Source organism: Paenibacillus sp. FSL A5-0031, assembly GCF_001956295.1.
Classification (GTDB): domain Bacteria; phylum Bacillota; class Bacilli; order Paenibacillales; family Paenibacillaceae; genus Pristimantibacillus.
Genome location: NZ_MRTD01000012.1, coordinates 260454 through 274046, shown reverse-complemented (window position 1 = coordinate 274046; position 13593 = coordinate 260454). Strand labels below are relative to the sequence as shown.

11 protein-coding genes and 1 other RNA gene are annotated in these 13593 nt (G+C 43.4%); all 12 read right to left on the bottom strand.

Going from position 1 to position 13593, the window contains the following annotated elements:
- Positions 1–5 precede the first annotated feature (5 nt).
- The 12 genes from BK120_RS21730 to BK120_RS21675 all read right to left on the bottom strand — a co-directional run bounded on the left by BK120_RS21730 (position 6) and on the right by BK120_RS21675 (position 13592).
- The gene (locus tag BK120_RS21730) at positions 6–1856 is read right to left on the bottom strand and encodes a VirB4 family type IV secretion system protein (protein WP_076269579.1); all 1851 of its coding nucleotides are present in this window, start codon (positions 1854–1856) and stop codon (positions 6–8) included.
- Positions 1828–3711 carry a hypothetical protein gene (locus BK120_RS21725; protein WP_076269578.1) on the bottom strand — a complete coding sequence of 628 codons (1884 nt, stop codon included), beginning with the start codon at positions 3709–3711 and terminating at the stop codon, positions 1828–1830. The genes BK120_RS21730 and BK120_RS21725 overlap by 29 nt, the downstream gene beginning before the upstream one ends.
- Positions 3712–5946, bottom strand: a complete 2235-nt coding sequence (locus BK120_RS21720; RefSeq protein WP_076269577.1) for an MFS transporter — start codon at positions 5944–5946, stop codon at positions 3712–3714. It lies immediately after the preceding gene.
- A complete protein-coding gene (locus tag BK120_RS21715) occupies positions 5946–6287 on the bottom strand; it encodes a hypothetical protein (protein ID WP_076269576.1) in 342 nt (113 codons plus the stop codon). The genes BK120_RS21720 and BK120_RS21715 overlap by 1 nt, the downstream gene beginning before the upstream one ends.
- Positions 6287–6688: a hypothetical protein gene (locus tag BK120_RS21710; RefSeq protein ID WP_076269575.1), complete on the bottom strand. Its 402-nt coding sequence runs from the start codon at positions 6686–6688 to the stop codon at positions 6287–6289. Before BK120_RS21710 ends, BK120_RS21715 begins: the two co-directional genes overlap by 1 nt.
- Before the next feature lie 83 nt (positions 6689–6771).
- Positions 6772–7572, bottom strand: coding sequence for a metal-dependent hydrolase (locus BK120_RS21705; RefSeq protein ID WP_076269574.1), 801 nt, complete (start codon positions 7570–7572; stop codon positions 6772–6774).
- Between the two features lie 65 nt (positions 7573–7637).
- On the bottom strand, positions 7638–8321 hold the full coding sequence (locus BK120_RS21700) for an EAL domain-containing protein (protein WP_076269573.1): 684 nt from the start codon (positions 8319–8321) through the stop codon (positions 7638–7640).
- An 11-nt stretch (positions 8322–8332) separates the two neighbouring features.
- Positions 8333–9319 carry a CpaE/TadZ family protein gene (locus tag BK120_RS34960; protein WP_076269572.1) on the bottom strand — a complete coding sequence of 329 codons (987 nt, stop codon included), beginning with the start codon at positions 9317–9319 and terminating at the stop codon, positions 8333–8335.
- 170 nt (positions 9320–9489) lie between these two features.
- Positions 9490–10539: a putative phage abortive infection protein gene (locus BK120_RS21690; protein ID WP_076269571.1), complete on the bottom strand. Its 1050-nt coding sequence runs from the start codon at positions 10537–10539 to the stop codon at positions 9490–9492.
- Between the two features lie 658 nt (positions 10540–11197).
- The gene (locus BK120_RS21685; protein ID WP_076269570.1) at positions 11198–12658 is read right to left on the bottom strand and encodes a hypothetical protein; all 1461 of its coding nucleotides are present in this window, start codon (positions 12656–12658) and stop codon (positions 11198–11200) included.
- A gap of 32 nt (positions 12659–12690) precedes the next feature.
- Positions 12691–13353, bottom strand: coding sequence for an ArpU family phage packaging/lysis transcriptional regulator (locus BK120_RS21680; protein ID WP_076269569.1), 663 nt, complete (start codon positions 13351–13353; stop codon positions 12691–12693).
- A gap of 169 nt (positions 13354–13522) precedes the next feature.
- An RNA gene (locus BK120_RS21675) (hammerhead ribozyme type II) lies at positions 13523–13592 on the bottom strand.
- Position 13593: the final 1 nt, after the last annotated feature.

Sequence of the window (13593 nt, the reverse complement as noted above, 5' to 3'; positions counted from 1 at the left end):
CCCACCTACCCTGCCTGTTTAAGACCACGAGTCTTGTACAAAGCGCTCTCTTCAGGAGGAACCACCATGACCAGCTCATCATATTTTTTGTGATACTCCAGAATGTATTGATTGGTATCTTCGTTTTGCGATATGCGCTCCTGAATTTCCATCGGCACATTGGAGTGCTCAGTAAGCTTTCTAATCGCTGATTGTTCCATGTAGAAATACACGCGAACACTCGTGTTTTCCCACATGCCCTCGCCCTCTGCTGTATCGAGCATAATCGCTGGCGTATTAGAACCAAGGATCATCATGCCGTTCCACTTCCGTATTGCTGTGTACCAAGAGAAAATTTCGCGCCTCATTTCTGGATTTTTCGTTTGTCGCTGACCTTCATCCACTAGCACCGCTGAAAAATACGCGCCTTCGAATTTCAACCATTGAATATTGGAGTTTACAACATCAATGGCCATCGACATTTTAAGTTGCGATTGTTTGGCTAGTTCATCTTTATCGTCGCTATCCGTTTGACCCGTTCCGACCTTAATGACGGTAAGCTTTGTCTTTTGAAAGGTGATGGACTCTTCAATTTGAAAAATGCCATCATAAATGCCAATAAAGTAAATCTTGATGGCATCGTACAAGCTTTTGGCTGCCGGATTATCTTTCTTCGCTTCCTCGGCTATCTCCTCAAAAGCGCGATGAATGGTTGGTCGCGGACCCGTATATGGCGCATCCCACGTTTCTGGCTTCTCTTTCACAATGCCAGCTTTGTCGAACACACGTTTAATCGCTTCCCCTGCCTCAAAGAGCTCAGCCTTGGCTAAACCATCTGCAAGCAGCGAGAAGGCGCGAACACCATTATCGATGGCTTTCCCACGCCTTGAACGATTAAAGTTGATACAATCCGAATCCAATTCAGGAAGCGCAGGCATAATCGTAAGCGGCTCATAGTAGCGGCCCTGGTCTGCCGTATGATCGATATAAACCCCGCCTACATATTCGCAAAGATCGCGCCACTCGCCGTCTAGATCGAAAACAAATACATGTATGCCTTCCTCTAGCAACGAAACAACTAACGCTTTTAAGAAGTAGGATTTACCTTGTCCTGTTTTACCGAAAACCGTAATATTTTGTGCTCTTGGATCATCGGGATCACAAATATTAATAAAGGTAAAAGAGCCGTCTTCTGTCCGCCTGCCGAAATACGGTCCCTGTCCATCGCTAGATCCGCCTCTTGTCATGGGATAGGTGCGCGCAGCTGCGGTATCCGTGGTCACATGGCCATAATGCTTTTTGTTAAAGAACTCGCTATTTGGCGTGTGGGGATCAAATATAGGACTCGTCTGCCTCAGCGCCTCCTGCTGCTCAAATAGCAGATTATCCAGTTTGCAATCCAGCTCATCAAACCATAGCTTAAGTTTTACTTCGACTGCATGGAGCTGATGGCGCTTTGGAGCTGTAATCGTAAGATAGGTATAAACGTCAAGCAGTTTGCGATTGTCCTGCTGCTTCGCATCGCGCAAGGATAAAATCGTTTCTTTCGCTTGCACTTCCGCTTTTCTAGCTGGATCGTCTTCCTGCTGCTTGGCTATCGACACGGTTAGCCGGTTTAATTTATTTTTTAGTGATAGATTCCATGTCACATCGCTGGCTGCATAACGAATCGTTTTACGCAGCGTAGCGCCTTCCTTGCCCACCAGCTCATCGAGTTTGTCCAGGTAGCCGGTGAGCAGCACCGGTGGATATCCCTTAATCATCAGTACGCGCACAAAGTGGCCACTTTTATCGTCTTTACCATCCACAACATTGACTACGGTTTCTGATTTTTCTTTTCGCCAATTTTTAACTAGCCGCTTGGTTTCCGCTAACATGGGACTGCTCCTCCTCTACCTGAATAAAATGAACAACCGCTTTAGGATCTAAGACAAAAGGTCGACCTTGGAAGAGCCAACGGTTTGCCTCATGAAAATGAGGAAATGTAAGCGATACACGCTGGCCCCACTTCTCCTTAAGCAGCGTAGCCATATGACTTGTCATAGGCTCCTCACACTGATTAAGCCAAACCTCGCCATGCCAACTCTCTGCCGCTTGCTCCCATTGCAGCCAGTGGTGATAATCACCATCCACAATCGCAACCGCTTGACCAAGCTTTAGCAGCTCTGCTCGTGAGGGGTGCGCAAAGGGAAGATCAACCAAGACCGGACCCTGTTCCGAAAGCTTGCGAAGTAGACGAATGGTTTCCTCAATGTGAGGACGCTGCTCTTCACTTGGCAGCCACAAGGTAAGCCCTGGTGCATTCCGTGACGTCCAAGCTTCCCATCCTGGCTCCGAGCTTGATACGCGCAGCGGATTGAGATACGTATGCGTACCACGATCCGGTGATAAGTCCACCACGTGTAGAATTACCCCCTCACCGCTATGCGCAACAGCCATATTGGCCGTTAAAAAAGATTTTCCGCTTGAGGTAGGCGAAGTCAGAAACAAGATCCCTTGAAGAGCAGACATACGCTGCTGTTCCTTCTCCTCCTCTTCACCTTGCAGGGTTAGATCCGATAGTGAATCCGCTATGTGTAATAAATCATCCAAGACTTCCTTCCTTGGTCTCCTCGTTTTCAAACGCGCTAGAATGCAATGTAATGCATTGCCTACCCAGCGCAAGCTATAGCCGACTTTTCTCGCCAGCGTAATAAGACCAGCCGTTATGACCGCTAAAAAGCCTTTGCGAGGTGGGCTATCCGTTTGTTCCTTCTCTTCATGGTCAGCCTCTTCTTCCTTGCTATCCTCCTTTGTTAACGATATAACAAGCTCATCAGGCGCCTCTTGCTCCCAATTCCCCTCCGCTGCCATCCAACGCTCCCAGCTAATTGGATCTAACCAGCGGCCCATGAGCTCCGGCATGCTAAGTCCTGATAGAATCGTTACCTCGTGACCTGATGCCGTTAGCGGATCTAATACACGCTGCAGCTTCTCGCGCAGCTCCGCCAACATGCGAAAGCGCTGGCGCTCTTCTTTGGTCATTTCGCTTGTTTCGTCATCACGTTCACGCGAATCGATTTGATATTCCATGACAGATAAACGCAGCACATACACGCTCCGCTTTGCTTCGCCGCTTTCAGCCATGTTCCGCCACATCGTTATACGGTTTTTCTTCAGAGCTGCCATACCTTCGGAAGCTACCGGTTTGTTAGCTTTCGCTGTCCATAACTCGTGCTGATAGTCCGAAATCTGTTCAGAAGATATCGAAACCTCAAAACGTTCACTCGCGCATGCCCGTAAAAATTGTTCAAAGCCGTTAATCCGTTGTTTCTTTTGGTTGTATACCGCTGTTTGCCATGGATCTGCTTGCAACGAAATGACCATATGCAACATTTTGCCGCTGCGATAAAACCAGCCATCACTCTCTGCACCAAGCAGCTGCTCCATCTCATCACCGGTGCCCGTATTTTTTTGCCGAATATACCGATAACGACGGCGACGACGATAAGACCATGAAAATAATCGTCCGAATATGGATAAGACAAAGATCAATAGGAGACCAGGGATCTTAATCCAAAATGGCAAAGGCAATAAAAAAAGGAATCCGCCTCCGAAGAGCGTATTCCCCATTACCCAAGCGATATCATTAAACGTCAAACCTAGATACTGTATATCCTCTCGTATATCCCCTAAAAAATAAGCACTCAACAACTCATTTTCCTGTTCTTGCCGACTGAGATCCTCTGCCACCTATTTTCCTCCTTTCTTTTTACTTGTTCCTTCATGCTGCCGTAACATATCCGCTTGCAGCTTTTCAAAACTGCCCATATCCATCCCATTTAGCGGTTGATGCCCATGATCTACTGGCATACCGTCTATAATGACCATGATTTTTCCGGACATGGTCCGCCAGAATGGCAACCTACTTTCCCGATATAGCTTATGGACTTCTTCTAGTCGTTTGGCCTGCGTTTCTCTTACCATAATGTAATTATCTGTTACATTTGCCTCAAAACCAGCAAGTAAATCAGTATCACCGCTGGATCTCAATTGTTGCTCAAGATCTGCCAAATATTGCGATCCCCGCGGCAAATCAAAACGCACAAAAGGTGTACTCTCCGTGCGAAGGTTTTGCAGCAATGGTAAGATTTCTGGCATATCAATCTCCGGAATCCATAGCTGTCCATTTACCAGCTTCAATTGCTTGACCCATGGATACTGTTTTCCCTTTTCACTCAGCTGGTTATAGGCCGATTGCGCTTCGGTTGTACTTAAATTGGTTTTTGTATAAACCGGCAGTTTCTCCGTTAAGGCATCAAGTGTTTCCCTACTTACTTCAGACTTCGTAAAGCGGCGGATATCCTGCTTGTCACTATCAATAAAGACACCGTTTTTGGTATAACCATGACTGGCTGCTGACTTGATCTGCGCATCCTGCAGCTCACGCATAACAGGTCTTACCGTTTTCTCTACTAACAGCTCACCAGTGCCTGCGTTGTATGCTATACCCTTACCATACGTTTGTTCGAGATGACCGACTATTTTCTCCATGTCTCCTCGACTTTCTTTATCCACTCGAATGACGGCACCTGATACAAAGCCCTCCGGTTTTAGCTGATGCTCAAGTTCGTGCGCAGGGATATCTAGTAAATTCAAGCCATGATTCGTCACTTCTTGACCAGCTTCTTTCATAACCACGTTACCCGTTTTATGTTCCCACACGGCAGGCGCTTCGTATTTCACACCCTGCAATGCTTCAGATCCACCACCAGTCATGATTGATTTCATGATGGCTTTTTGCACATTTCGCTCTTGCATCCGTCTGCCAACATCGGCTACACGATTACTAGACTGTGACCAGCTCAATCCTTTTCTTTGAAGTGCTTCCGAGCCAAATCGCTTGCCCATGGCGTTTAAGGCCATTGAGCTACGATGACCATACGTTCCTAACTTTTCAATCGCTTGCCCACCATTGAGATGTACCGGCATTTTAGCCGCTAACCATACCGGACGGAGCCAAACAAAGAAGAGGAGCACAAACAAGCCAATGGCTGTGATCGGAGCAGCAATGGCAGGATGAATGCCGATATCCGACATAAACCCAATGTCCACCCCAAAGTCCGTTTGCGCTTTAACAAAAATCGCCCAATACACAGCCATCAGGTAACCCGCAAACAAGGTTCGAGTATAAATGTTTATAAATCCTACCAGCGTTTCTAGCTTTCCAGAATAAGCCGTATAGGCTATCCAGAGTCCTACAAAGATGGCCATGATAATGACAATGATACTTTTAAGCATTGAAAGCACGAAGGATGGCACAATAATTCCCGATACATCAAAAAACAGTATAAAAATACCGCCTTCCGTTTCTGCCATTAATTGTCCGAGCGACATGCCGGCATACGCAGGATTCGTTATACTGTCGATGCCGATTACCAATGACTTTAGGATCTCTTCACCTGTTAAGTTTTGATACGTAATGTCAGCCTTGCCGATAATGCCAGCAAGCGTTAATTGCGTGAGCCAGTTTAAACCCACGTTAATAAAATTCATAACCGTTAGGCTTAAACCGGCAGAGACGAAGCTCCATAAAAATACTTTTAAGAGCTGACCCATCTCTTTTTTGCCCTTTATAATCTGGATGGATAGCATACCTATACCCACCAGTAGCGCAACTAGGCTAATGATGGAAATGATCGACCACCCTACAAATACCGCTTTTATCTCCGCAATATGCGGCGTAAACAAATAACTCTTCGCAAATGTTCCATACAACGGTGCGAGAAACTCATCTGTCCAGCCAATTACAACGCCATCGATGGCATCTTTAATTAACTTACCCGACATGAGATCCTGAAACGTTTGGGTTATATCGCGGAATTGACTACCTAAGTCCGTCACCCATTCCGGTATATACCATTTATCGTTGCTCTCTTTTGGCTCCTCCACAGCAGCAGCCAAATAGGTGTAAGACACGCCTTGCATCACATCGTCCACCCCATTTTTCCCAAAACATTAAAGATGCCCTCTAAGATGGCAAACATCCCTGATGTAACGAAGAGCATAATAATAACAAGCGCAATACCCATCCGCTTCCAAAAAATTGAATCATTCAGATTGGCCTTCGCCAGCTTCACCTGCCATAAGAAAAGGATGATTTTATACAGCCAGTAGACAAGAGCGATGGTGGATACGATGGTGGCAAAGGTGCCTGCAATGACAAGCACCCATTCCAGCGCCCCCAACTGATTGACATCAATAGCGTACATTTTCTTCATCTTCTTGAGATAAGCTTCCGACGTTTCCGATGCGAGATAACTAAGCATTACATTCCTGATGTAATATCTTGTGTGCTCGTCCAGTTATATACCTGCTCCAGAAAATCTAGGAATAGACCCGAGAAGAAGAAGAAGATAATGAGGAATACAACGCCCGTTTCAATCCAAAACTTCTTATTACCCATACTTTCTTTTGCTTGTTTGACTTTTATGCCAAAACGGATAATATCGTATATGCTGTAAACCAATAGGAAGATAATCATAAACGTAATTGGGACCATTACGACATAGAACATAAAACCGAGCCCATCAAGCAGCTTCCAATCGAATTTAAAATACTTCTTTAGTTTTGTAATCGGATTACTCTCGTCTGCCGCATAGGCCATTACCGGCATCATCCAAACCATAATCATCATAGGCAGCCATACTAACCATTTTTTTATCTTCATCGTTAAAAACACCTTTCGTTTGTAGGATTTTTATAGGACTATTCCTCACTTGCTCTCTTTCAATCGAAATGTTTGTAGGAGTTTTATAGGAATGATGATAAGAAAGCCTCCATTCGCCATTCTACTGGCATAAGAAAGACGATCCAGCAAACAATGCTAATTCCCCAACACAACCCCGACAATAACCGTTCACCGGTGCCTCCATTATCAAAAAGCCGTAATGCCACATGTATTTTTTTTGAGATTAAGGAGCCAATCCCCTCACGTCCAAATAGATCACCGATCAGATGCGCCCACCAGCCCACGATAAGCCCTATGCTAATGGCCTGCACCATCCATAGATCGCTTTGCTGCCCAAAAGAAAAGGCTCCAATACTTAAGGCTAGTGCAAACTCTGGCGTGTGAATGATCCCCCGATGCTTTACCATCGGAAGAATAAGTAATGCCCCGCCTGCAAAAGCTGTGATCCAGTGCCAATCATACATCGCGTATGCCGCAAGTAATAAGGCTCCTACGCCAAGCAATACCAGGCTACGCAGCTTCGCAAGCAATAAGCATAAAACGCCTGCAGCAGCCCAAAGCGGTGCACTCCTTGCCCATACGTTGTCTAGGTCGAGTCCAAGTCTAGGGAGTCCCCATATGGCAACCGCGATTAACAGAAGTAGCAAACCAAGTGATTGAGCCATTCTTCGGTTTTGTGTAGAGAGCTGAATGAGGTTACTAGCCGTACTGGTCTTATGATCTAAATCCGGTGCCAGGCTCCCTACCGCAACAGCTAAAATGTAGACTATGGGCGATGCCATATGTCCGTCCATTTGTGGCAAGAGTGAAAGCAGACCCGATCCAGCGGCCACGCCTAGAGCCACATGTCCTGCTTTGTTCATTGTTTTCACCTCCTCTCTCGATTTTTACACATAAAAAAACGATTCACCCAGGTATGGTGAATCGCTTATTGCACTGCTTGAAGTGGCTGAGAGCTGATTGTTTTTCCTTCAATAACACGGCTTGGCATGCCTAGGTAATAGCCCTGGACGTACCGAACACCACAGGTATGAAGCAATTGCAATTGCTCCTCTGATTCCACACCTTCGATAATGAGCTTAGTATGCAAGAGCTCGCATAACTCTAGCATGTATCTTATGATAAGAGGCACTTGAGGTTCAGCATATGCCGCGATAAACACCTTGTCTAGTTTGATCCATGATGGTCGAAATGTCGTAGACAGCAGACGGTCTAAGTTGGCATTTCGTTTACCAAAGTCATCATAGGCCATGGTATATCCTTTCAAGGCCAATTGCTGCAGCTGCCTCTTTATACGCGCACTATAGATCGTGCTCTCCATGATTTCCAGTACCAGTTGATTGGCATGGCCTTCAGGTAATGACACACCTGCTAATAACGTTTTAGGATGTACATTTAAAAATAGCAATTGCTGCGGTTGGAGCCTTGGTAGAGCTTCCTTGATGGCTGTATGCATGAGCTCACTATCAAAGCGAGCAATTGCACCAGCATGACGCTTAAAGAGATCTGCCGGACTCTCACCCTTTGATCCACTCACAAAACTCTCATATCCAATGATCTCCCGTCCATGCGTAATATCCACTATGGGTTGGTAACGTAAGAAATAGCTCAATTGCTTACCTCCTAACGATTTATTAGTCGCCCAAAAAAACCTGCAGGCTTTCGTTTGGCGATATTTAGAATCCGCTCGATCACCTGCTCTGCTTCTTCTGACAACTGGTAGGGATCGCAAGTTGGTAAGGACATGACCTGTCTTCCAGCCAAGGTTTCCGCCATTTCATCCCTGGCGTCTTCCGAAGCCATTGGCAATACGACTCGCCACTTTTCTTGCGGCTTATGAATATGTTTGCGGCATAGCTGCACGAGCTCACGTTGCCGCCAGCTGCTACCGGACCCGACCAAGACCGGAATCGTAGCCCGAAAGAAAAGACTCGTGTGTTCACTCGTATTAATATTGCCAAGATCAACGATTAAATAGCGAAATTGCTCAGCGTAAGACTCTACCCAATCCATATCTACTGCGCTTTTAAAGTAAGTCACCTTATCCATTTCAAAGCGTGGCTTAGTATTGACTACCCCATCGTGATTAAAAGCAAGAAATTCGAAACAGGGATTGCGACCAGCCTCCCAAATGGCCACTTTACCATCACCCTGTTTAGCTAGGTAGTTCGCAAGAGCAAAAGATAGATGTGTACTTCCTGCCCCATCAAAAGCCCCTGCCACGGCAATTAGTATGGTTGGTTGATCATACGTTTGCGATACTACCTTTTCTTGGCTATCCACTAATTGTGTCTCCGGCAGCGGAGCATCGAGCGTAAGATTCAAATGTCTCTCCCAGTTGGTTTCTGGCCAAACCCAAGCAATACCTTGTGAAGTCCAGTGACGTGCATGTTGATGAGAATGCTCTTTGACCACAATAGCAATGGGGATATTGGGTGCGAACAAGCTCAAACGTTCAATCATTCCAGCATGCTCCTCCGGCATGACAATAAGGGTAACCGTCATTTTTAGGAGCATGCCTTCCATTTCTTTTTGATCATTACATACATGCAGCCGGTACGCTGGCGGCGGTATGTCCTTTACTTCTAAATTGTAAATCAAGACATGCAATCCTCTGTCACCTCCATAAACGGGTAAAAGCCGCCAGCTCAGTCTGACGGCCTTTCGTATCTCATTTTTCTACTCTTTCAGTATATCTAATTTTCTCATTGTCATCGTTTGCATTTCGTATGCAAAAAGTATGAATTATAAATATTTTTGTTAAACTTTTTACACCTTTTTTATTGAACGTTCATTTGCTCTAACTCAGAAAAATCATTTGGCCATAAAAATTCTTTCACATTCAGATGATCGTCAAAGAAATGTGTATTAATCAACAATTGTTTAAACTTATCACCCTTCGAGGAATAAACAATATTGTAAAAAATGACCAATAACTCGTATGATGAAAGTTGTGCACGTATTATGCCTAGGTACTTTCGCTTCTCTCTATTACTATCTTGTTCACGTTCATGGAACTTTTCATTTTGGATTAGTTTTATAATATGATATAGATTTCTAAAGTAATGACCGAGTTGACTTTCATAAGAATCGTATACTTTCTCAAAAGCTCCCCTTTTCAGTTCTTTTAGCGGATTTGTTTTATAATCCATTTTAAACTTGTCCGAATAGGTAGAGGTGTAATGTGCAGATAAGAAATCAATCTCGCTCAACAATGTTTCATATTGTATATAATCCAAATAGATCGCTTTTTCATAAATTACCGTGTGATCAATTTTCAATTCATTCCAATCTTTATTTATACCATTTTCTAGATCTTCAAAAAACTTCTCGTATTCTTCGTTACCCTCCCTAATACCACTACGTTTAAAACTGAGTATACTGTCTCTTTTAAATTCTTCTTTTCGATAATAAAAATACCTATTCCTTATCAGTTCATCTAGTAATTTAATATCTCCCTCTAATGCTTCCTTTTTCAGATCTTTGATGTAAGCATCAAACACATCATTGTCCTTGTATGCTGCTTTTATCTTTAAAATAACAATCTGCATTGCTGCTCTTCCCGTGGTACCTTCTATTACTATATCCTTTGTAATATCATGATGCAGATTGATCATATTAAAAAATGTGCTGTCGAATTGCTGCTTTTTCATTGTGGCATTGGTAATCTCATACTCTTCCCTTGTCTTCTGCACTTCATTTCGCTGTAACTCAAGCTCTTCCTTCTGCATCATAATTGCTGCTGTAACAAAAATGATGCTAGCCAGTGATAGTAAACCGACAGTAGTGCCTCCAAAAAAATCACCAACAGTACCTAAATTAATTTTCAAAACTCTCCAAATTGAACTTTTGTTCGAAAACAATCATTAATGTAAAAGGAACAGCTACAGCACAAAAAGCTATAATAAACCCGATTCCAATCCACCAGTTCTCTTTTCTCTTATACCATTATTTTTTTAACCATAATGTCCCCCTGAAATTCTATTTTTTTATCTATATTTCCATATATTATCGCCGACGTAAACTAATTATTTACTCAAAAACATAAATACATTGATGATGAAAACGTTTATAACCTTTAACGATTACAAGATTAAACGATTACGATTCGACATACCCTAACAACAGCGCAGCATTTACGAGACTTTGTCGAATAAAAACAAACCTATTTTTATTTTGCCGAATATAAGCCGACTATTATTAAAAATCCTCTTATAAAAACGGAAAAAACTAAAAAATCAAAATCCAATTTTCTTGTTTTTGCACAGATCAATGGTACTGGCAAGTTCTAAGCTTTTTTTATCTGTTTATTTTCGAAAATGACGCTACAAAAATTTATTGTTTTATTTTGCTAATAAATGGTTGATAAAATCTTTGTTCATTATGGTCGTTGAAGGTTGAAGGAAGCATTGAAAAGTAGTGAAGCAGAGGTCTATATAGGATTGGGGGACGCGAAAGAGCCCTTATCCTAGAGTCTAGGGCTGAGGGCTAAGCTTGCATTGTTTTTAAATATGTAGCGAGGCAGAAATCCTGCGGTGGATCAGGTATAAGCTTCCATGTAGGAAGTTTGTCCAATTCCCAAGCCATCCATTGCATCAATGAATCTGAAGATGCGCCTTCACGCATACGATAACCGGCTTCCATAATCATATCCTTAAAGGCGGTAGGATCGATGCGCTTGGCTAGTGCCATCGTCCGGAATGTATGTAGATCCACATTCAACTCCAGCTCTTCAGCAGCCAAGGTCGACAACTTATAGTCTAGTGTATTAAACGCTCCTGGTAGGGCATGCTGTTGTTCCAGTGTTAGTAAAGCGCGGCGGCATAACTTTCTAAATCCTGGCTTCATAAAACCGTTCAGCTTGAGTACAAAATCTTCACGCTTGCTATCCTTCACAAATCTTATGATACCTGTCTCTTTGGTAATGGCCAGTAGAGCAGCTGCCCCTTTATCTCGCATTTCAAGTCGTATGCGATCTATTGCCTTCTCCGGATGCTCACCATCTATATCAAAGCTTTCTTTAATACGAGCCATAACGTATCGCAGTACACTTTGGCTTTTATCCTTCAGCAGCGCAGCAAGCTGCAGCAAACCTTGCCCATTTTGCCAATCAAGAATTGAATCACAACCAATAGCCACTAAATAGCCCTTTATTTGGGCAATCAAGCGGCGGTAGCTTTTTTTGGCAGGAAAAATAGAGCGATAATGCATGCCGTTTATGTGTCTAGGCATGAGTGCCGCATTCACCTGAAATACTGCTTTTGGTTCACCGAATAAGTTACGTTCCACTCGTGCAATTGAAAACAATGCCTGACCATCTATAACCATTGATCCCAGCTGCTCTAATACCTTCCGAATATGACTGTTATCCTCACGATGTATGAGCTGCCCAAGCTTAGAGAAATTAAGCTGCAGCAGTTTACATCTCTCATCTCCTTGTTGGCCACAACCATAGATATAAAGCTTCTGAGCCGCTATAGACAGCGATGTAAAAGCCTTTCTCGTTACTAGTGAAGGCAGCAAAATAAATCGCCCTAACTGACCGCCAGGCTCTAAATACGAGGGCAGGCTAATGGATAGCGTACCCGTATACTTTTCTTTTGTTTCAAGTATGAGCTTATGCAAAACAAATTTATGATAGGATGCATAAAACTGATCTTTGTTTACGGGTGTTTCAAAGAGTTCCTTCAGCTTTATGTAGATAATATGACGATTGATGTACGTGGAAATACCTACTGTCTGAATGCCTACCTGAAGCGTCATTGCAAGCTGCAAATCTGCTTTAGTGAGATGATGCATGAGTCTTACTCGTCCACTCGGAGAACGAAACGTCTGACGTGCTTCGAATTCTTCTTCAATAGCAAATAAAGCTTGTAAAAAACGGTAGCTGAACTTAATAGGTGTGTTAGTGTGAATTGGCTGGATAATTGATTTATGTTCGTTCAGCATTTGGTTGCTCCTTTCTAGATGATTGATTCTTTCTAGATAATTTTCAAGCTGCTAGCTATTTTGCATAATGCATTGTGCTTTAGCTGAAAATATTTTTGACGATTATAAAGCATATGTTCCAGCAACTCATAATCGTATGGTTTTTCACGAACTAAATAACGTTTTTTTATTAAGTCACTTTGCTCCGATGATAAACGGGATAATGCTCGATCCATCTCATCTATTTCAATGTCTAAATCTGCTATTTCCTGTGCCTTGTTTGTCATCCGCTGTTCTTTTCGGATGTACTCGGCTTCGATAGGACTTGCAGGGCCACCGCTACCGCTCATGCCACTGTAGGAGGCGGTCATGGCTGGCAAAGCTAGTTGAGATTGTATTGTTTCTAAATCGAGCTCTAATTTGCGTTTACGCTTTGTATTTAAAAAATACTGTTCAAGCAGCTCCTCCACTAGAGGAACATATTCTTCTTTTTTAGTCTGTGGTATGTTTAGCTCAACCTGCTCTGCTCCCGCATAGAAATCATCAAAGCCATTACCCGACTCTGCCATATACGTCGCAATGAGCGAACTTTCTTGAACCAACTCAGGTGTGATCGTAGTCCGCAATTGTTTTTTAAGTTGGCCATAACGTACAGTAAGCCAGGATAAAGGAATAGATGCGATATTTTGTTCGGTTACCGATATTTTTCTCCGCATGATCGTCGTTCTCTCCTTTCGCTTAACAGGGACAACATATAGGTCATCTAAAGCTAATAAGGTTTGTTCAAATTGTTGGCTACAATAATTGCAGTAATAAAGTCCCTCGTCTACTGGATGACATAGTCTGTCGCAATGTATGCAAATCAAGATTTGTCACTCCCTCCGTTGTTGGCTGCCATCTTCAGGCGAGGTAACCAATTTCCTCGCGACGCCTGCTTAAGCCAGGCGTTTCGGCTC